Origin of the sequence: Burkholderia sp. AU16482, from assembly GCF_002223285.1 — a bacterium.
GTDB classification, from domain to species: domain Bacteria; phylum Pseudomonadota; class Gammaproteobacteria; order Burkholderiales; family Burkholderiaceae; genus Burkholderia; species Burkholderia semiarida.
Map to the genome: position 1 here is coordinate 1,073,805 of NZ_NKEY01000004.1, position 20,035 is coordinate 1,093,839.

The 20,035-nt window shown below is 64.0% G+C and carries 20 protein-coding genes; 9 read left to right on the plus strand and 11 right to left on the minus strand.

The window, feature by feature from the left end; translation table 11 throughout:
• Positions 1–27 precede the first annotated feature (27 nt).
• Positions 28–1,416, plus strand: coding sequence for an FAD-dependent oxidoreductase (locus CFB35_RS16710; RefSeq protein ID WP_060010889.1), 1,389 nt, complete (start codon positions 28–30; stop codon positions 1,414–1,416).
• A gap of 691 nt (positions 1,417–2,107) precedes the next feature.
• On the plus strand, positions 2,108–2,473 hold the full coding sequence (locus CFB35_RS16715) for a hypothetical protein (protein ID WP_179231734.1): 366 nt from the start codon (positions 2,108–2,110) through the stop codon (positions 2,471–2,473).
• A gap of 174 nt (positions 2,474–2,647) precedes the next feature.
• On the opposite strand, the gene CFB35_RS16720 is transcribed toward CFB35_RS16715, so the two are convergent.
• Together CFB35_RS16720 and CFB35_RS16725 are read right to left on the minus strand one after the other, a co-directional pair.
• Entirely contained in the window at positions 2,648–3,373 is a 726-nt protein-coding gene (locus CFB35_RS16720) for a phosphonate utilization associated transcriptional regulator (RefSeq protein WP_059573593.1), read from the minus strand.
• A 289-nt stretch (positions 3,374–3,662) separates the two neighbouring features.
• Positions 3,663–5,303: an L-lactate permease gene (locus CFB35_RS16725; protein WP_059573592.1), complete on the minus strand. Its 1,641-nt coding sequence runs from the start codon at positions 5,301–5,303 to the stop codon at positions 3,663–3,665.
• A gap of 418 nt (positions 5,304–5,721) precedes the next feature.
• On the opposite strand from CFB35_RS16725, the gene CFB35_RS16730 reads away from it, so the two are divergent.
• Positions 5,722–6,039, plus strand: coding sequence for a DUF4148 domain-containing protein (locus CFB35_RS16730; protein WP_089465245.1), 318 nt, complete (start codon positions 5,722–5,724; stop codon positions 6,037–6,039).
• Between the two features lie 72 nt (positions 6,040–6,111).
• Here the strand turns inward: CFB35_RS16730 and gshA are convergent, their stop codons facing one another.
• From gshA to ada, 3 genes are all read right to left on the minus strand, one after another.
• The gene (gshA, locus tag CFB35_RS16735) at positions 6,112–7,725 is read right to left on the minus strand and encodes a glutamate--cysteine ligase (RefSeq protein WP_179231747.1); all 1,614 of its coding nucleotides are present in this window, start codon (positions 7,723–7,725) and stop codon (positions 6,112–6,114) included.
• Positions 7,726–8,184: 459 nt separating this feature from the next.
• Positions 8,185–9,144, minus strand: a complete 960-nt coding sequence (locus CFB35_RS16745; protein WP_059573589.1) for a DNA-3-methyladenine glycosylase — start codon at positions 9,142–9,144, stop codon at positions 8,185–8,187.
• Positions 9,141–10,232 (minus strand): bifunctional DNA-binding transcriptional regulator/O6-methylguanine-DNA methyltransferase Ada, encoded by a 1,092-nt coding sequence (gene ada, locus CFB35_RS16750; protein ID WP_089465247.1) that lies wholly within the window; start codon positions 10,230–10,232, stop codon positions 9,141–9,143. Before ada ends, CFB35_RS16745 begins: the two co-directional genes overlap by 4 nt.
• A gap of 429 nt (positions 10,233–10,661) precedes the next feature.
• On the opposite strand from ada, the gene CFB35_RS16760 reads away from it, so the two are divergent.
• The gene (locus tag CFB35_RS16760) at positions 10,662–11,075 is read left to right on the plus strand and encodes a VOC family protein (protein ID WP_089465248.1); all 414 of its coding nucleotides are present in this window, start codon (positions 10,662–10,664) and stop codon (positions 11,073–11,075) included.
• 21 nt (positions 11,076–11,096) lie between these two features.
• Here the strand turns inward: CFB35_RS16760 and CFB35_RS16765 are convergent, their stop codons facing one another.
• The 3 genes from CFB35_RS16765 to speG all read right to left on the minus strand — a co-directional run bounded on the left by CFB35_RS16765 (position 11,097) and on the right by speG (position 13,235).
• The gene (locus CFB35_RS16765; protein WP_060312299.1) at positions 11,097–11,651 is read right to left on the minus strand and encodes a YaeQ family protein; all 555 of its coding nucleotides are present in this window, start codon (positions 11,649–11,651) and stop codon (positions 11,097–11,099) included.
• Between the two features lie 188 nt (positions 11,652–11,839).
• Positions 11,840–12,187, minus strand: coding sequence for a surface attachment protein Sap1 (gene sap1 / locus CFB35_RS16770; RefSeq protein ID WP_059573585.1), 348 nt, complete (start codon positions 12,185–12,187; stop codon positions 11,840–11,842).
• A gap of 490 nt (positions 12,188–12,677) precedes the next feature.
• Positions 12,678–13,235: a spermidine N1-acetyltransferase gene (gene speG / locus CFB35_RS16775; protein WP_059573584.1), complete on the minus strand. Its 558-nt coding sequence runs from the start codon at positions 13,233–13,235 to the stop codon at positions 12,678–12,680.
• A 149-nt stretch (positions 13,236–13,384) separates the two neighbouring features.
• On the opposite strand from speG, the gene CFB35_RS34990 reads away from it, so the two are divergent.
• The 5 genes from CFB35_RS34990 to CFB35_RS16790 all read left to right on the plus strand — a co-directional run bounded on the left by CFB35_RS34990 (position 13,385) and on the right by CFB35_RS16790 (position 16,431).
• Positions 13,385–13,555, plus strand: a complete 171-nt coding sequence (locus tag CFB35_RS34990) for a hypothetical protein (protein WP_006489933.1) — start codon at positions 13,385–13,387, stop codon at positions 13,553–13,555.
• A 115-nt stretch (positions 13,556–13,670) separates the two neighbouring features.
• Positions 13,671–13,919, plus strand: coding sequence for a DUF2795 domain-containing protein (locus CFB35_RS16780; protein ID WP_060966488.1), 249 nt, complete (start codon positions 13,671–13,673; stop codon positions 13,917–13,919).
• Between the two features lie 109 nt (positions 13,920–14,028).
• Positions 14,029–15,387 carry a sensor domain-containing diguanylate cyclase gene (locus CFB35_RS16785; RefSeq protein WP_089465249.1) on the plus strand — a complete coding sequence of 453 codons (1,359 nt, stop codon included), beginning with the start codon at positions 14,029–14,031 and terminating at the stop codon, positions 15,385–15,387.
• Positions 15,388–15,536: 149 nt separating this feature from the next.
• The gene (locus CFB35_RS35360) at positions 15,537–15,662 is read left to right on the plus strand and encodes a hypothetical protein (protein WP_256097665.1); all 126 of its coding nucleotides are present in this window, start codon (positions 15,537–15,539) and stop codon (positions 15,660–15,662) included.
• Between the two features lie 217 nt (positions 15,663–15,879).
• Positions 15,880–16,431: a sce7726 family protein gene (locus CFB35_RS16790; protein WP_060966486.1), complete on the plus strand. Its 552-nt coding sequence runs from the start codon at positions 15,880–15,882 to the stop codon at positions 16,429–16,431.
• On the opposite strand, the gene CFB35_RS16795 is transcribed toward CFB35_RS16790, so the two are convergent.
• The 3 genes from CFB35_RS16795 to CFB35_RS34380 form a co-directional block, all read right to left on the minus strand.
• The gene (locus CFB35_RS16795) at positions 16,376–17,512 is read right to left on the minus strand and encodes a beta family protein (protein ID WP_256939978.1); all 1,137 of its coding nucleotides are present in this window, start codon (positions 17,510–17,512) and stop codon (positions 16,376–16,378) included. The genes CFB35_RS16790 and CFB35_RS16795 overlap by 56 nt on opposite strands.
• 548 nt (positions 17,513–18,060) lie before the next feature.
• A complete protein-coding gene (gene dcd, locus CFB35_RS16800; protein ID WP_143328726.1) occupies positions 18,061–18,729 on the minus strand; it encodes a dCTP deaminase in 669 nt (222 codons plus the stop codon).
• Complete coding sequence (locus CFB35_RS34380; RefSeq protein ID WP_143328727.1) at positions 18,714–20,033, minus strand: hypothetical protein; 1,320 nt, start codon at positions 20,031–20,033, stop codon at positions 18,714–18,716. Before CFB35_RS34380 ends, dcd begins: the two co-directional genes overlap by 16 nt.
• Positions 20,034–20,035 lie beyond the last annotated feature (2 nt).

Consider the following 20,035-nt stretch of genomic DNA (forward strand, 5'->3'; position numbering starts at 1 on the left):
CACGGCCCTTTATCGACGAATGCTCCGATGCGCCCCTTCTGGATCGAACAAGCACTGTTCAACGACGGCGATCTCGCCCCCGCGCTGCAAGGTGCGACGCAGGCCGCCGTGTGCATCGTCGGCGGCGGCTTCACGGGCCTCTGGACCGCGATCCAGGCGAAGCGGCACAACCCCGCGCTCGATATCGCGATCCTCGAAGCCGACCTGTGCGGCGCCGGCGCGAGCGGCCGCAACGGCGGCTGCCTGCTCACGTGGTCCGCGAAATTCCTGACGCTGCGGCGCCTGTTCGGCGAAGCCGAGGCGATCCGGCTCGTGAGGGCGTCGGAAGCGGCCGTCCAGCACATCGCCGACTTCTGCCGCACGCACGGCATCGATGCGGAACTGCGGCTCGACGGCACGCTGTACACCGCGACGTCGCGCGCGCAGGTCGGCACGCTCGCGCCGGTGCTCGACGCGCTCGCCGCGTGCGGCATCCACAGCTACGAACATCTGCCGCCCGCCGAAGTCGCGCGCCGCTCGGGCTCCGCACGCAATCTCGACGGCGTGTACTCGCCGATCGCCGCGACCGTGCATCCCGGCAAGCTCGTGCGCGGCCTGCGCCGCGTCGCGCTCGATATGGGCATCCGGATCTACGAGCGCACGCCGCTCGTCGACTTCACGCCGGGGCAGCCGGCCGCCGTGCAGACGCCGTCCGGCAGCGTGCACGCAGGCAAGCTGGTCTTCGCGATCAACGCGTGGATGGCGAGCCGCTTCCCGCAGTTCGAACGCACGATCGCGGTCGTGTCGAGCGACATGGTGATGACCGAGAAATGCCCGGCATTGCTGGAGCGGACGGGGCTCGTGGACGGCGTGTCGGTGCTCGATTCGCGGATCTTCGTCTACTACTACCGCACGACGGCCGACGGGCGGCTGATGCTCGGCAAGGGCGGCAACACGTTCTCGTGGCGCAGCCGCATCGCGCCCGTGTTCGACCGGCGCTCGCCGTACGAGGCGCAGCTCACGCAGAGCCTGCGCGCATTTTTTCCGTCGCTTGCGGGCGTGCCGATCACCGCAAGCTGGAACGGGCCGTCGGACCGCTCGGTAACGGGCTTCCCGTTCTTCGGCCGCCTCGACGACGCGCCGAACGTGTTCTACGGCTTCGGCTATTCGGGCAACGGCGTCGGGCCGACCTACATGGGCGGGCAGATCCTGTCGTCGCTCGTGCTCGGCCTCGACAACGCGTGGACGCGCAGCCCGCTCGTGCGCGGCCCGCTCGGCCGGTTTCCGCCGGAGCCGATTCGCTATGTCGGCGCGCATGTCGTGCGCAATGCGATCCGCCGCAAGGAGCGCGCGGAAGACGAGAACCGGCAGCCGTCGGTCGTCGATACGTGGCTCGCGAAGTTGGCGAGTGCGGCGGGGAAGGCGGACAAGGCGTAACGGGCGGGGCGAATGCGGCGAGAAACGGGAGAGGCCGGCGGCTCCCCGGCACCATCATGTCGCCAGCCTCTGTCGAATCCGCACATCGACCGAACAACAGGTGGGGAAATCCCGCTAATAGAAAAAGTCCGATTCCAGGCGCCGCTTTTGTTTCGAAACGCAAAATCCCCCATGAGGACAATCACGCATCGACAAGACATGTCCCAGCTAAAATAAAACTTATAAAACGGCGCACCAATCCATACGCTTTATTTTTGTCATTTCATTATCTCGATTTTATTATCAAAAACAGCATGATAGGATTCAAACAATCCGAAAAATAGAATCCCGCCTTTTCTTTCATGCACTCATCAACAACCATTGAAATCTTGATTAGCGATTCCCGATCCGTCTCGAGAGGGTCGCAGTTCGGACATGTCGCGATTGCAGTCGATGGGGTCGTATATGGCCGAGCGCACCCGGGATGGGACGTAGATAGCATCCTGAACTACTTAAATCGCCAGCAGACCAAGATGCAACGCGATACGATCGGCTATCTCCTTCATACATCCAGGGATGAGAAAAGGATCATCGTTTCCGAGATAAAACGCCGGCTACACGAAAACAAACCATACTCTCTCGTCGACAACAATTGCTCCTCGAACATAGCCGAAGTACTTGGCAAAGCGGGAATTCTGGCTCACGACCCGAGATGGCAACTCCCGAGTATCATAGCGCCTGCGGATTTGATGACCGGTCTGCGCCATTCGAAACGCCTGATTGGAATCCGACGGTATCCGAAAAAATGACACGCCTGCTGCTAGTTGTCGCGCTCACGATGATGATCGGTGCGTGCTCGAAATATAAAGACGAGAAATGGGCGGCACTTCGTGACATGCCAGCCTTCGCCGAGCCAAACGACGACAGAACGCATCCGATCTTCACGGTCAGGAAAGGCGAATCCTGCGTCCCGGTGACGGATCGGGCTGCGAAGATTTACGCGTACACGCAAGTGCGCTGCGAATCCGGAACGGGTTGGGTACTCGACGACTTCTTTGATAAGCAGCGCGGCCAATGATCGGCGGCGAGCGATCATCGCATTCGGACGAACATCATCGATGTCCTGCGCAGAGCTGGCCGTCGGGCTCTGCCCTGCAACGGGGATGCGCCAGCCGGCATCTCTATCGAAGACCGTGATTCAGTTGGCCCACTCCGTGCGTCGTCAATGTGCGGTAACCGCTAACGCGGCAATTCACGCGCCCGCCTTCTCCCGCGCCGCCTTGCCCGTCGCGGGCAACCCCTGCTCATGCATGCGGCGCATCCGGGCGAGACCATGCGCGACGTGCTCGCGCACGAGCGCGACGGCCTTTTCCTCGTCGCCGGCCGCGAGCGCCTGGACGATCCTGTCGTGCTCGGCCGCCGACACCGCGATCGCATCCTCCTCGGCCTCGATCGCCGCCTGGCGCAGCAGGCCGAGCTGGCGCACGAGCCGCCGGTAGGTATCGACGAGATGCGTATTGCCGACGCCGACGACCATCGCGTCGTGAAACTGCACGTTCAGCTCGGTATAACGCGTGACGTCGTGCGCCTTCGCGGCGTCCTTCATCGACTGGACGATGCCCTTCAGCACCTTCAGCGTGTCGGGCGAGATGCGCTTCGCGAGCGCGCGCGCGACCGACTCGTCGAGCATCGCGCGCACTTCGTAGATCTCCTCGGCCTCGCGCAGCGGCACGACGCGCACGGTCACGCCGCGGTTCTTCTCGTTGCGCAGCAGGCCGGCCTGTTCGAGCGCGCGGAACGCTTCGCGCACCGGGCCGCGCGACACGTTCAGCTTCGTCGCGATATCGACTTCGTTGAGCTTTTCGCCGGGCGCGTATTCGCCGGAGACGATCGCGCGCTCGAGCATGTCCTGAACGATCATCGCGAGCGACTGGCTTTGCAGGAGTTCGATGGCGCTGAGCGCGTTCGGGGCGGTCATGGTCGGGCAGGCGGCGGAGCTGTCGGTGAAAACGGGGGCGCCGTATCGGCGAATGATCGTTGTATACCGTCGCCCCGGCATATTGTCCACAGTTTTCAGTCGCCAAAGCCCGTCCTGCGCGCCGGAGCGCAACCAACCTGCAACCGGCACGCCTCGGCCGTGCGGCACGCGGCGGGCGAACGCGCGCGGAGCCGCCGCGCGCTCGCCATTTCCGCATGCTCCGTGGCGCTTTTCCCGCGCCTTCCCTCGTTGTTTTCCTCGTGCCTTCCTTCTGCGGCGGCGCCGTGCGTCACTTCGGCAGCGCCGGAATCATCCACGTCAACACATGCTGCTGCAGGAACACCAGCACGCCGAGCAACAGCGTGAGAATCACGCTGTGCCAGAAGGTGCGGGCGAACACGACGCCCTCCTGCCCTTTCAGGTCCGTCGTCGACACGCCCGTCGCGATGTTCTGCGGCGAGATCATCTTGCCCATCACGCCGCCCGACGAGTTGGTCGCCGCCATCAGCACCGGATCGAGGCCGAGCTGCCGCGCGGCGACGACCTGCAGGTTGCCGAACAGCGCGTTGCCCGACGTGTCGCTGCCGGACAGGAACACGGCGATCCAGCCGAGCGACGCGGACACCAGCGGGAACAGCGCGCCCGTCGACGCGACGCCGGTGCCGAGCGTGTAGCTGATGCCCGAGTAGTTCAGCAGGTACGCGAGCCCGACGATCATCATCACCGTGACGATCGCGATCCACGTTTGCCGCCACGTCTTCACCACGCATTCGACGAACGCGCCGGGGCCGGTGCGCGTCAGCGCGGCCGTGATGATCGCCGACACGAGGATCGCGGTGCCGGTGCCGAGCGGCTGGAAATCCCAGATCGCCGCATACGGCTTGTGGTACAGCGACACGTACACGGCGTTGTGCAGGCCCGGCCACTTGATCTTCACGTCGCCGATCGCCGCGATGTTCGCGTGCACCCACACGATCACGACCACCGACACGACGAGCCACGGCAGCCAGCCGCCGAAGCCCGCGCGCGCGGCGCCGGCGGCGGCCGGCACGCTGCGCGCGAGCGCGTATTGCGGATCGGGCTGCGGCTTCCACACCTGCAGGAAGCCGATCGTCACGATCAGCGACGAGAGCGACGACAGCACGTCGGTGAGCTGATAGCCGAGGTAGTTCGACGTGACGAACTGCGCGAGCGCGAAACTGCCGCCGGACACGAGCAGCGCCGGCCACAGCTTCGAGATCGAGCGCAGCCCGCCATACGCGCCGACCACGTAGAACGGCAGCAGCAGCGCGAAGAACGGCAACTGGCGGCCGACCATCTGCGCGAGCGTCGCGGGCGGCAGCGACGTGACCGCGCCGAGCACGGTGATCGGCACGCCGAGCGCGCCGAACGCGACCGGCGCCGTGTTGAACAGCAGCGTATAGGTAAGCGCTTCGAGCGCGGGGAAGCCGAGCGCGATCAGGAGCGCGCTCGTGATCGCGACCGGCGTGCCGAAGCCGGAAATCCCTTCGAGCAGACAGCCGAACGAGAACGCGACGACGAGCAGCACGAGGCGGCGGTCGTCGGGCAGGTTATCGAGCATCCACTGCCGGAACTGATCGAAGCGACCCGACTTCACCGCGATGTTGTACAGCAGCAGCGCGTTGAAGACGATCCACATCACCGGCACGACCGCGAGCGCCATGCCGGCGCCGACCGCGTTGAACGCGAGGCCGGCCGGCATCCCCCACGCGCCGATCGCGACCGCGAGGCCCGCGACGAGCCCCGCGAGCGACGCCTGCCACGCGGGGCGGCGCAGCACGCCGAGCGCGATCAGCGCGACCGCGATCGGGATCACGGCGACGAGAAACGACAGGAGCAGCGAGTGCGCGACGGGCGTCAACGGTTGCGCGAAGACGATGCCGGGCGGTAGGGCGTCGGTGGGATTCATCGTGTCTCCAGAGTCGACCCGAATTCGCATGTCGATGCGCCGGGTTCGGTACAAGGCGATGTCCTGCAGTCACGGCCGCGATCGGGCGCTTGCATGCGCAACGACGTTGCGCGGCCAACCGATCGGTCGCTTAAAAGAGGTTAGGAGGCGCGGCACGCTTGTACAAGGGGGAGAAGCCCGATGCGGCGGGCCGATGCGGGCGGCCCGCCGCACGATGGCCGGCAGATGGCGCGCCGCTGTCGCGCTCGACAGGAAACCCGTCGCGGCCGGCTCACCGGTGCGCGCAATGTTGCGCGACCAGAAAAGGTGACTGCCAGCCGCGACGATGTTTCGTTGGGGATCCGAAGCCTAGACTGGCTGCATCGTTTCCGCCCGCGCCGGCGATGGCGCGGCGCCGGAACCTCACGGAGCGAAAACGATGAAGACGATGAAACACGCGGCATGCGCATTCGTGCTGATCGGCGCGGCGTTCGTCGCTCACGCGCAAGCCGCGTCGACGCTCACGCGCGCGCAGGTCCGCCAGGAACTCGTGGAGCTGCAGGCCGCCGGCTACCGGACGAGCCTCGCAAGCAGTCCCGACTTTCCGGGCAACATGCAGGCGATCATGCAGCGTGCCGCGCAGGCGCGCGGTGAAGGCGACGTGGCCGGTTACGGCGGCGCTGCCCGGGCCCGCACGGAATCGGGCAAGCCGGCGCTGCCGCACGTGGTCGATCGCGGCACGTACGCCCATCACTGATCACCGATGGAACCGGATGGCCGTCGCATCGCGGCGTGGCGCAGCATTCTGCGCCGGCCGCGTGCGCGATCGTCACACGCTGAAGCGGTTCAGCGTATAGGCGCGATAGGCGGCGACGAATGCGTCGAACGATCCGGCCTCCTTCGCTTCGAGCTCGGCCTGCTCGGCGAGCGACTTCGCGGCGAGCGCCTGCTCGGTGCGCAGCGTCTCGGCCGACGGCGGGCGCGCGCGGAAATGCGCGGCATGCGCTTCGCTCTGCGCGAGCGCGAACGCGAGGAACGACTGGCCGTTCTCGCGCATCGTGCGCAGCACGCGCGCGGACGGCGTGCGCTCCGGATCGGCGAGCTTCTCGCGCTGCGCGGCAATCGCGCGCGCATGCGCGTCGCCGCCGCGGATTTCGTCGAGACGTCGGCCGACGATCTCGATATCGGCCATCAGCTCGTCGGCCCACTGCTGCAGCGTGATCGACTGGCCGTCGCGCGTCAGCGTGAGCCCCGGCTTGCGGCCGTCCAGCGTCACGCTGCCGAAGTTCGCGTTCGCTTCCCTGTACGCGTCGCAGTCGAGCGGCGCGCTTTCGTCGAGCGCGCACGCGAGCAGGAACGCATCGATGAAGCGCGCGGTCTCCAGCGCGATGCCGGTCGGCTCGAACGGATCGATGTCGAGGCAGCGCACTTCGATGTACTGCACGCCGCGCGACGCGAGCGCATGCAACGGCCGCTCGCCCGAATACGTGACGCGCTTCGGCCGGATCGTCGAATAGAACTCGTTCTCGATCTGCAGCACGTTCGTGTTGATCTGGATCCACTCGCCGTCGCGATGCGTGCCGATCGCCTCGTACGCGGGATACGGCTCGCTCACGGCCTTCGACAGTGCGTCGAGATAGCCGGGCAGCGTGTTGTAGTCGACGTGCAGCGCGGCCTGGGCCGTCGTGTTCGAGTAGCCGAGATCGCTCATCCGCAGGCTCGTCGCATACGGCCGGTACAGCGTATCGGCGTCGAACGTGTCGAGCTTGTGCGGCTTGCCGCGCAGGAATTTCGTGTCGAGCACCGGCGACGCGCCGAACAGGTACATCAGCAGCCAGCTGCGGCGGCGGAAGTTGCGGATCTGCGCGAGATAGCGTTCCGACTGGTAATCGACGAGCGTCGCCGTCGATTCCTCTTCCGCATGCAGGCGCCGCCACACTTCCTCGTGCAGCGAGTAGTTGTAGTGGATGCCGGCGATGCACTGCATCGTGCGGCCGTAGCGATACGCGAGGCCGCGCCGGTACACCGTCTTCAGGCGACCGATGTTCGACGTGCCGTAGTCGGCGATCGGGATCTGGTCGTCGGCCGGCAGCAGGCCCGGCATCGAGTCGTTCCACAGGATCTCGTCACCGAGCGACGCATACACGTAGCGATGCAGATCGTCGAGGCGTTCGAGCGTGAGCGCGGCGTCGCGCTCCGCGGGCGTGATCAGTTCGATCAGCGCTTCGGAATAGTCGGTCGTCAGCGCCGGATGCGTGAGCGCCGAACCGAGCGCGCGCGGATGCGGCGTGAACGCGATCATCCCGTCGCGCGTCACGCGCAGGCTTTCCTTCTCGATGCCGCGCAGGCCGTCGGGCAGATGCTGCCGCGTCGGGCCCGAGCTCAGCGCGTCGAGGCGTTTCAGCAGCAGTTCGGACTGGCGGTAAGTCATGGTGTTCGACATGGAGACGCAAGTGCGTGACGGCCGCGCGCAGAACGCCGCGCGCGGCCGGCTGGATTGTTGGTCGCTTCGTTGGTAGCGGGCACTTTAACATCTCGCCGGAACCCGCGCTTGAGGTGGCGCCGGGTCCGGCGCACGGGCCTGAGCGGGCCACCGGACGGGCCGGACGCGCCAGTCCCGGCCTCCATCGCCGGTTCCGGACAATGCCGGCCGGCACGCCGGTCAGCGGAATTCGTCTGACGGAACGTGAACGGCGAACGGGTGGCGCGTGGGTGCAACCATGCCGCTGAATGGATCGGGAAGCGACGCGTGCGCGGGCGTCGCACGCGCAGCATCGGGGCGGCGCCGAATGCGTGGCATCGCCATGACGGGCCGCGTCACGCCTGCGCTCGCCGCATGCCGGCATCGCGTGCGCAACGGGTTGCGGTACTGCCTGCTGGCGGTCGCAGCCGGCCGCCGCGCTTACCCGCCGCGCGCGCCGCCCGCCCGGTCGGCCACTTCGTTCCACAGATGCAGCGCCGCATACGCGCGCCATGGCCGCCAGCCTTCGGTGCGGCGCTTCTGGCTGGTGAGCCGGTCGAGCGCCGGGTCGCGCGCGGCGATCGACTGCATCAGCACGAGATCGGAGGCCGGCCATGCGTCCGGGTCGCGCCACGCGCGCATCGCGATGTATTCGACGGTCCACGGGCCGATGCCAGGCAGATCGAGCCACGCGCGGCGCAGCGTCGCGAGATCGGCATGCGCGCGATCGACCGGCACGTCGCCGGCCGCCACCGCGCGCGCCACACCGGTCAGCGCCGCCACGCGCTTGCCGGGCATCCCGATCTTGTCGAGATCGCACGCGGCCAGCGCGTCGGGCGTCGGGAAACGCCACGCGGGCGCGCCGTCGTCTTCATGAATCACGCGTTCGCCGGCCCGTTCGACGAGCCGGCCGACGATCGTCGTCGCGGCCTTCACGCTCACCTGCTGGCCGACGATCGCGCGCACGGCCAGCTCGAACCCCGACCACGCGCCCGGCACGCGCAGCCCCGGCGCGGCCTCGACGAGCGGCGCGAACCACGGATCGCGCGCGAGCCCGCCGCCGATCGCGGCCGGATCGGCGCCGAGGTCGAACATCGTCGCGACACGTGCGGCGAATGCGTCGTCGACGTGACGCGCGACCGCCCCTTCGACGGTCGCGATCAGGCAGTGCTTGCGCGGGTGCTTCGTGACGGTGAGCCGGCCGGCATCGCCGTGCAGATCGACGATGCGGCGATACGCGCCGCCGGCCACCTGCTCGACGCCCGGAATCGCGCGCCCGCTGAAGAAGCGCAGCACGCGCGCCCAGTCGTACGGCGCCTTGTAGCGCAGTTCCATCTGCGCGGACGGCGGCACCGGGCCGCCGTTCGCGACAGACGTGATCGTTATCGTGTCGATGCTCAAACCGCACTGCCCTCCGTCTCGGCTTCGGCTTCATCGTTGTGAACATGGCGCGCCTCGGCCGCGAGCAGCGTCGCCTTGCGGCGTACGCCCCAGCGATAGCCGGCGAGCGCGCCGCCCTTTTGCACGACGCGGTGGCACGGGATCGCGAGCGCAACCGGATTCGACGCGCACGCGGACGCGACCGCCCGTACCGCGCGCGGCGAGCCGAGCGCCTCGGCGATCTCCGAATAGCTGCGCGTTTCGCCGTACGGGATATGCGTCAGCGCTTCCCACACGCGCTGCTGGAACGCGGTCGGCGCGATGTCGAGCGGCAGGTCGAACGCGTGCCGCGTGCCGTCGAGATACGCGCGGATCTGCGCGACGAACGGCGCGAGCCGGGCCGACGATTCGACGAGTTCGGCCCGCGCGAACGCGCTCTTCAGCTCGACGACGAGCGACGCCGCGTCGTCGCCGAACGCGATCCGGCAGATGCCCTGTTCGGTCGCGGCGACGAGCACCGTGCCGAGCGACGTCGACGCGGTCGCGTAGTCGATCCGCAGGCCGGCGCCCTGGCGGCGAAACGCGGACGGCGCCATCCCCAATTCGCGCGACACCGACGCATAGAGCCGCGACGGCGAGTTGAACCCCGCGTCGACGGCCGCCTGCGTGACCGGTTGCCCGCTTTGCAGCGCCTGCCGCAGCGCGGCGCCGCGCTGCGCGGCCTGGTACTGCCGCGGCGACACGCCGACCACGCGCTTGAAGAGCCGCTGCAGATGGAACGGGCTCACGTGCACGGCGTCGCTCAGTTGCTGCAGCGTGAGCCGCTCGGCGTGCGCGTCGAGCACCGCGCATGCACGATTGACGATTTCCAGCTCGCGCGGCAGCCCTTCCGGCTGGCAACGCTTGCAGGGCCGGAAGCCGGCCGCGCGCGCGGCCGCCGGATCGGCGAAAAAGGACACGTTCTCGCGGCGTGGCTGCCGCGACGCGCAGGTCGGGCGACAGAACACGCCGGTCGTGCTGACGCCATAGAAGAACGCGCCGTCCGCGTGCGGATCGCGCTCGGTCACGGCGCCCCAGCGGGCATCGTCGGTCGGATAGGCGGTTTTCATCTGAACCTCGCACTCTCTAGTGTAGATGGTGCCTACTCTAGCCATCGGCACATGCCGTCGCGCCCTGGATCTTGCTCTGTGATTCGTGCCGGCGAATCGGGGCCACATCCATAGGGATAAATGCGACGAAACGCGCGCGGCGGCCGCTCAAGCACCGTTTCCGTCATCGTCCCGTCACCGTTTTGCTGCAGTGCGGATGCGACAAATCGCCGTCCTGACGTTTTTTTGCAATCGGAATATTGCGTCGCACCATCGCCGTGTGTATAGTTGGAACTGTCTCCTCCATGTCTCCTCCTGATATGGATTAAGCCCGTTCCGCTCTGCGTGAACGGGCTTTTTTTCGTCCGTCGATTGTGCCGCGTTCCGGCCGGCAGCGCAGGCGCGATGCGTCTACACTCGATGCTCGTCGACTGCGAAGGAGTCCCGCCCATGAAGCCCACCATCCGCGGCATCGATCACATCGTGCTGCGCGTGACCGACATGGCGGCCATGACGCGCTTTTACTGCGACGCCGTCGGCTGCCATGTGGAGAAGGAACAGCCCGATCTGGGCCTCGTGCAACTGCGGGCCGGCGATGCGCTGATCGACCTGCTGACGGTCGGCGGCCCGATCGACCGCCCCGACAGCGGCCCGCCCGGCGCCGGGCGCAACCTCGACCACCTGTGCCTGCGCGTCGAGCCGTTCGATCCCGACGCACTGATCGCCCATTGCACCGCGCATGGCGCGCGGCCCGGCGCGCCGGCCGAACGCTACGGCGCCGGCGGCTACGGGCCGTCGATCTACCTGTTCGATCCGGAAGGCAACATGGTCGAATTCAAGGGGCCGCCGGCCGCGCTCGGCTGAACGCGGCCGGCGCGCGAGCCGTTACGCGTCCGCGCGCGCCTTCAGCACGGTCCACTCGACCGCGACCGGATCGTGGTCCGCGCTCGAGATCCATGCGGCGCCGTCCTGCACCGTGCACTGCAGGCGCATCGTGCGCGCCGCGAGCCGTCCGAGCGCGGCCGCGACGCCGTCGGCGAGCGACAGCACCTGCACGTTGCGCAGCCGTTCGACCTTGCTGCGCACGCCCTGCCACCAGATATCCGACGTCTTGCCGCCGTACGCGATCACCGTGACCTGCCCGGCACGCCCGGCCGCCTTCGAGATGCGCCGTTCGTCGGGCTGACCGGCCTCGATCCACACGTCGATCGCGCCCGTCAGATCCTTCTGCCACAGGTCGGGCTCGTCGACGTCCGACAGCCCCTTGCAGAATTCGAGCCGCTCGTGCGCGAACAGCGCGAACGCGACGATGCGCACCATCATCCGTTCGTCGGTTTCCGACGGATGGCGCGCCACCGTCAGCGCGTGATCGGCGTAGTAATGCCGATCCATGTCGGCGATTTGCAACTCGGCTTTGTAGATCGTGGATTTCAGCGCCATGCGGATACGGCCCGGGCGGGCATTCGGTTCGGTCGGGCCGTGATGATACCGAATGCGGGCCGTCCGGCGCGCGTCATGCGACCCACAGCGCAACGGCCCGGCATTGGGCCGGGCCGCGTTCGGTTCGCGCCGCCGGCTCGTCGGGCCGGCGCGCTCGCGCGTCGTGCGACTGCGCGGGGAATGGACGGTTACTGCTTGACGAAGCGCGAATCGGCCCAGAGGCCTTGCTGGTCGCTGTTGTCGGCGCTGACGAACTGCACGTCGCCCTGATCGACCGACACCACGCGGAAGCGCTGGCCTTCCGGCACCGACAGGCAGCGGAAGTCGTCGAAATACTGCTGCTTCGCCTGCGACTTGCCGTCACGTTCGTGACTCAGTACGGAGTCCAGATTGTCTTTCGACAGGCAGCCCCATGCGTTCTTCGTCAGCTGGATTTCCTGCTTCGGCTTGACGGCCGAATCGCCGCCGGCCTGGGCAATCGACACCGCGCAAAACGCGCCGACAAGGGCAAAAAGGACACCGGTACGCTTGATCATGTTCTGTCTCCAGGCTTGCGGGCACCAGGCTGGGTTAGCTATGTGTTTAAAGGTGATCGTGAACCCGCGTTTTTCACTTTAGAAGACCGACAAACGATAGCAAGCACATTTGTTGTGCGACCGCAATAGCGGCGGATTGTCGCACCCCGTGCGCGGCCCGCTTTTCGCAGGCGGCGCGCGTCCGGCAAACGATACCGAATCGCGGACGGGCCCGCGCCGCCCGGCGCAAAGCGTTATCCCACAAGGCTTTCAGCGAAGTTACAATGCGGCGATTGAACGGTTTGGATAATCCATTTCGCTATTCGGCTCATTTTGATGCGTTGCACATAAAGTCATCCAAAATGATTCGACTTTTACCGCAGCGCGGCAGCGCCTTTACCCGATACAAGAAAAATGCCAGATATAGGCGCATCCGTATTTATCCGTAGGTCGCCGCCTCTATTCGGCGCGCTCGGTGCCCCGTCGCAAGCGCATTTCGTCCGTGTGGTGTTTACCCTGCTTTATTCAATCCGGTTTGCTGGCGCTCGAAATAATCGCGCTGGAAGATGCACATGCGATAAGCGTTGTGATACGCGCCATTCCCGAAAAATTCTTCCTTCAATTCGGCTTCGTGCTGGAATCCGCATTTCTCGTACACGTGGATCGCGGCCGCATTCGACGTATCGACGATCAGGTACAGCTTGCGCATGTTCAGCACCTTGAACGCGTATTCGATCGCAAGGCGCGTCGCCTGGCCCGCATAGCCGCGCCCCTGGCACTGCGGCGCGATGATGATCTGGAACTCGCCGCGGCGGTGGATGTAGTCGAGCTCGATCAGCTCGACGAGGCCGACCAGCTCGTCCCGCGCATCGACCGCGACGAAACGGCGCTCGCGCTGATCGTGCACGTGACGGTCGTACAGTTGCGACAGTTCCGAGAAGGTTTCGTACGGCTCCTCGAACCAGTAGCGCATGATCTTCGCGTCGTTGTTCAGCTCGTGGACGAAGCGCAGGTCCTGGCGTTCCAGCGGCCGTAGTGCGAGCGTGTGGGTATCGTTCTGAAGTTGCATGTTGGTGTCCTTTTTGATGTCGCCGCATGCGCGGAATGCCTGCGGCGCGGCCGCGTTCCGGCCCGTTTCGCACTGTAAGAAATTGAACGCGGGCGAAGTTCAGAGCCTAGAATGGGAACAAGGGTTCCTGCCACCGCAAGGAGGCTATCGTGATCGAGCAAGTCATCCTCGGAATTTTCCTCGTGCTGCCGCTCGTCATCGTGGCTGCGCTGTTTTCCGACGAACTCTGGCAGGAGCATCGTCGCCAGCATCCGCGCGACGAGAACGCACCGCACATCGACTGGAAGCATCCGTGGCGCCGCGTGCGACGCGGGCATTGACTTCGATCATCGTCGATCCGCCGCATGCGCAGGGCCGGCCACCCCAGGCCGGGTAACATGCGGGCACGACCCTTGCGCTTCGACCCGATTCCCGCCCCACCCGCGAGACACCGACGTGAACGACAAGCCCGCCCTTCCTCCGCACGATATCCCGAACGAAACGATCGACCTGCAGATCGCCGATGTGCTGGCGGCCGTCCGCTATCCCGCGAACAAGGATGCGATCGTCGATGCCGCACGCGACGCCGGCGCCAGCAACGAAGTGCTGGCGATGCTCGACGGCCTGCCCGAACAGGACTACGCGGACGTCGACGCCGTCACGCGCTGGATTGCCGGCAACTTCGGCCCGGGGCTCGGCATTTGAGCGGATGCCAATAACGCGATAGGATCGGGCCGCACCGGTCGCGCCGCGATCGGAGCGCGCGCCGCCCGGCGCAAGATCGGGCGTTTCGCACGCGTGTCCGGGGGACTCCATGGAAGGCATCCTGATCCAGCACACGACGCAACGTCAGCTGTGGTTCGGCGCGCTGACGGCGCTCGTCATCCTGCTCACGCTCGGGATCGCCGTGCCGCACGCGAACGTCGCGCTGCCGGCCGTCGAGCCGTTCATGCCGATGTGCGCGCTCACCGTGTTCACGACCGCGAGCATCGCGGCGTTCTTCCTCGGCGCGCAGTTCACCGTGACGCGCCAGCCCGTGCTCGGTGCGCTCGGCGGCGCCTATGCGTTCACCGCGCTCGCCGTCGCGCTGCAGTTGCTGACCTTTCCCGGCGTGTTCGCGCCGCACGGCCTGCTCGGCGCGCGCCCGCAAAGCGCCGCATGGATGTGGGTCTTCTGGCATGCCGGCTTTCCGTGCTTCGTGATGGCCGCGCTGGTCGCGCGCGAGCGGCTGACGCGCGCGCCGGTCGGTGCGAAAGAAACACGCCGCTGGACGCTCGCGCTCGTCGGCGGCCCGGCCGTCGCGGCGGCGCTCCTGTGCGTGCTCGCGCTGAACGTGTCGCTGCCGCCCGCGTTCCATCCGCCTCGCGACGCGGCCGTGCTGCCAGTCAATGGCACCGCGCTCGTCGTGTGGATCCTCAACGTGCTCGCGCTCGTGGCCGTGCTGGTCACCGGCCGGCTGCGCACGACGCTCGACCTGTGGCTCGCGATCGCGGTGCTCGCGTGCCTCACCGATACGACGCTGAACCTGCTGTCCACCCATCGCTTCACGCTCGGCTGGTATGTCGCGCGCGTGTTCAGCATGTTCACGCCGGGCGTGCTCGTGTGCGTGCTCGCATGGGAAGTGACGATGCTGTATCAGCAACTGTTCGAAGCGCACGCGACGCTGATTCGCTCGTCCGCGCGCGACGGGCTCACGGGTGCGTTCAACCGCAGCCACTTCAACGACCATTTCCACACGCTGTTCCTGCAGGCGCGGCGGCAGGGCGAACCGCTGTCGCTGCTGATGGTCGACGTCGACCACTTCAAGGCGTACAACGATGCGTTCGGCCACGTGAAGGGCGATGCGTGCCTGATCGCCGTCGCGAATGCACTGGTCGGCGCGGTGCGGCGGCCCACCGACATCGTCGCGCGCTACGGCGGCGAGGAGTTCGCGATCGTGCTGCCGAATACCGGCGCGCACGGTGCGCGGGTGGTGGCCGACGAAGCGCGCGAAGCCGTATTGCGGCTCGACCTCGCGATGCCCGATTCGCCGGCCGGGCGCGTGAGCGTCAGCATCGGCTGCGCGACCGTGTCGGCCGACGACCTGTCGACGCCCGACGCGTTGATCGAGGCCGCCGATGCCGCGCTGTATCGGGCGAAGGACACGGGGCGAAACCGGGTCGTCGTCGCCTGAAACGTCTGCTGTTTGGCCAATTGTTACGGTCATTTTGACCGGAATAATCCGCCGTTACGGATTGCGGCGCGGGGATACGATCGCTTACAGCCTCGGCCGGAGCCGCTCGCTATGCTCGGTTTCATATTGAATCCGAGCAGGTGAACGCGATGAAGAAGGCCCTTTTGCTGATTGCCGGCGTCGCCGTGTTGTTGAGCGGCTGTATCGTGGTGCCTGACGGTGGCGGGTATTACGGCGGGGGTGGGTATTATCACCATCATCGTCATTGGGATTGAACGTCCGGCCTGGCTTCGACGGGCGTCCCAACTTCGTCATCGGGCTTGATGCCGACGCAGGGTCGGCCTAACGGCAGCGGGGGTAAAGGCACTCTCTGCCTGTGTTAACATGCCCCGCTGCGTACCGATTCAGGGGCCCTCCACCGTGGTGAAATTTTCAAACAGCAATCAAACGCCTCGTATCGCGACACGCGATCGTGACGTTCGAACCGCTGTCATGAAAAAGGTCCTTGCGGAGCCGATGTCGAATCCCAACGTGCTCGTCGTGGAAGAGCTGGGGCTCGAGCACGGCGCATGCAGGGTCGACATCGCGGTAATCAATGGCGTCATTCACGGGTACGAGCTCAAAAGCGATACCGATACACTGCACCGTCTGCCGCTGCAGATCGACGCCTACTCGCGAGCGCTCGACAAGGCGACGCTCGTCGTGAGCGAACGGCACTTCGTCGAAGCGGCGAACCTGCTTCCACCGTGGTGGGGCATCAAGGTGTCGCATGTCGGCCCTCGCGGAGCGGTTCACATCGAGACCGAGCGCGCCGCGTCAATGAACCCGGACATCTCCCCGTTCCATGTTGCCCACCTTCTCTGGCGCGACGAAGCCCTGGCCATTCTGGAAGCCCTTGAAACCGACAGGAAGGCGCTGCGCGGCAGCAGACGGGCGCTGTATACGCTGCTCACGCAACACCTTTCCCCTTCGTCGCTTCGCGCGCAGGTCAGGGAAGCGTTGAAGCGCCGAACAAGGTGGCGACATCCCTCACAACCTTCGTGACATGGTGGTTGCTCCCCACCATCGGCCAGGTTGATGCACCGCCGGTACTTCCAATGCCGCTCGCGCAGTCCTCGATGAATTGATCACCGTGTGAGTAGGCGCCTCCCATGAAGATCGGCGGCCTGGCGGAAACAATGCTCCGGCAGATGTCGGCGTACTGCGCACGCCCATGTTTCTTGACCTGCACACCCATCGCGATGAACCACTCATCGTCGATGGTGTACTTCACCTTTGCAGTCGGATCGAGCATGCGTGGATCGATGAGTTCGGTCTCCGGATGCGCCACGGCGTAGTCGCCGAAAGTCGGCACGCGTGTGCCGGCAGGTAGCATTCCGACAAGTGATTTGTAGCCAAGCCAATCATGACGCTTGATCAGGCCGGACGGTCGATACGACGCCGACGGCAACGTCTGCGGGAATGACGTCCCGGCAATCGTGACGGAACGCCAATCTTCGAGCTTCGGCAACTCGTCGAGCAACCCTTTCCACACCAACGCCTGCATCTTCGGGCTGGTTGCGATGTCGGCCGCGCAATCGAGTACGAGATCGCACGCGCTTTCTGCTATCCCGATGGCGTCCAGCAACGTATCCACCTCCGCGCGCATCGAAATGCCGAAGTCGTCCGGCGTCAGTCGAAGGCAGGCTCCCCGTCCATCGCGATCGACAATCGCCCTTACAGCAGCCATATACGCTTCGGAGCGCCCGACCCCAAACACCGGGACGGGCATGGCCCCGGCGCCCCGTGCCAAGTCGAAGATATGGGCCAGATGGTGCGCGCCGCTCTCGACACATGCGTCGCCGTCGATAAAGGGAGAATCGACAAAACAACGTCGCGTATCCCATTTTTGTTTGAGTCGCACGCCAAACTTGCTCAAGTGCTCGTCGAGGCTCTTGGCTGGCGCTTCAGCCTCAAAGTCCCACGCCTCCGTCGGCACCTCGAACAACGGTGTTACCCAATTCATGACGGTCGCCGTCAATCTGGACAACGCAAGGTATTCTCCCTGACGCCATTTCAATACTGGAACGTAGTGGTTGTGATCGAACATGCTTTCCTCAAAGTAAAACTCGTCAAAGTCGAGCATTCCCGCCACTCCGAAACGAATGGCGTCATTTGAGGATTACTGTATCGATTCAATATCGCAAGAGCATGCAGGGGATTCGTCCGATCGGCACCGGATATCTCAATATACCGGCACCGGAAATTGATGCATATTCCGCAACACCCAACAAAAAATGTTGAGAAAAATCCGTCTCGTCGAAAAGGCATGTTCGCCGTCTACGCCCCGCATGTAGCGCCAGCCAAGGGAGATCGAGTGCATCGGCCGGATGATGCCCCTCCAGGAGATTGATCTTTGTCTCATGAAGGACGACCGCAAATAGGCGATCAGCCGACTGCAGCTGAAAATGTCATAAATCGTATATTTTTTTAGTGTCTCTGCAAACGGACACGCTTCACGATCGGCATCAGGGGGAGGCGGCCTCTCCAGTGCTTTTTTAGCTTCTGAAACAATGCTGCCTTTATTTCGATACAAAACCTAGCAACCTCTTGCTACCCCACATATGACAAGGCCCCGCCAGTTTGGCAGGGCCTTTGTGTACCGTAGTGTGTACCAAAAAATTAGAGTACCGCCTACGAGTTCCCATCCGCTCCTGGGCTGGGTATGAAACTCCCGTCCCCTTTGGCGATATTGCCAGCGGATGGCTCAAAGCTCATTTGGAACTGGCCCGCGCTGCCATAGGTGTCGACAGCGGGATCACCTCCCGCGTCATCCAATGTGTAGAACGCGATCTGTGCCAATCGCAAACCAGGATAAAGCCGAATGGGGATCTCTCCGAAATTCGCCAGCTCCAATGTAACGATACCGGCGTAGCCCGGATTCACGATTGTAGCGGTCGCAATATTGAGCCCCTCTCTCGCCCAAGACGATCTCGCGGTCACAATCCCTTGAATGTCATCCGGCAATTTGACCCACTCCAATGTCGGGACAAGCGCCAACGTACCAGGATGCAGCAAAAAGGATTCATGAAATGGCACGTCAAAACGTTCGTGCTTTTGCTTTTTGCTTCGTATTGCATCGTGATGTCCCGGGTCCGCAACCGCCCGAAGATATGCTCCAGGCTCGACATGTGATTGGGCGCCGGCCTTGGCCACCAGAACAACTGTCCCCATCCGCAGGTCTATCGACGATGGGCCGAGTTGGTCCTTAGAGAGAATCGGGGAAATAACTAAGTCGCCTTGCTCAACACGAGCAAGCGTGGCTGCTTTTGACAATGCCGCCATTTTTACCCCTGCTGACAATTAAAAATATCGATCGCCCGCTGCTGCATAATTGCATGCTCACACAGCCGGTTTAGGTCAGGAAATTTAATATCCTGATTCCCCTTCGATGCCAACCAGCCAGCATATAGTATGTGACGAAAATCAACAGAATATGCAGATGGATTTTTCCCCTCATCGAGTTTGAAACCGATAGGAGGCACTGCACTCTGAAGTTGCCGAAACAGATCTGCAAGCAGGTCCAAACTCGGAGCCATATAGGCAGCCGGGGGATGGGCACCGAGAATAGTGCCAATACGATCTAGCGCCGTTCTAATCTCATTTTCGGTGAAAATATTGAACCACGGATCTTGCTTGGCATATGTTTCAAGCTCCCCCCAGAATCTGTCATATGCAGCCTGAAGATCGTGATCAGGGAATTGAATCTCGCGATACCCAAGAATACGCGAAGCCATCAAAAATAGGTTAACGCGACACCCAACTGGAGGATGTGCCGTACCAATACCAACCCCAGTCAAATCCAAAGAATATAGGAGATTACATTCCGCGGCGATAAAGCTTGGACCAAAAGTCAGTATTCCGATGAGGTCACAAAGAATTTCTTCCTTCCATGCTTCCCAATTTGCCCATTGGAAAAAGAACTGCTGCTGCAATCCATGAGCTGCAAGATTTGTGAGCTGGGTGCGAATCTCAGCCGGCGCATTCTGATCATATATCCACGCTGTCGTGGCTTGCTGCGAGCTAAATTTTCCGTTGCTCACCACAAAAGCGTCATGCAAAGCCTGGCGTAGCTCAGCTTGGTGTTTCGAGGAGCGCCACATTGCGTGACCGATTTCATGCCCAAGAATAGAGTGAAGCAGCACAAAATGCTTCAATGTTCTAGGAAACACGATCGTCAAAATGCGGCGCTTACCGGCCGAAGGACGCTGTTGCTCGGGGAATATCGCGTATGAATCAAGCCCTCCCTCCGACAGTACGTGTACCATCGGCGGCGTCTCGGGATCATCTAACGTCTCTTCCGCACATATCGCAAAGGCGATTTTCTTGAGCTCGTCTACAAAAGGCCAAGAGTACTGCCCTAAAGATGATCTTTCGATACGAGAGATCAGTTTCGACAGCTCTAAAAGAAGCCCCAGATTGGTCGCGAGAGCAATTTTATCGCCCTCATCCGTCGCGTTTATTTCTGACGTGATGAACGCCAATCGAGTATTGCACTCATCATAAAAATCCTTACTTCCGCTAATGCCATATTTGAACCGAAGCGTCTCCTCCAATACAGCCTTAATATTTTCACATTCCTGCAGAAGGAAGGATTTTGCGGTCATCT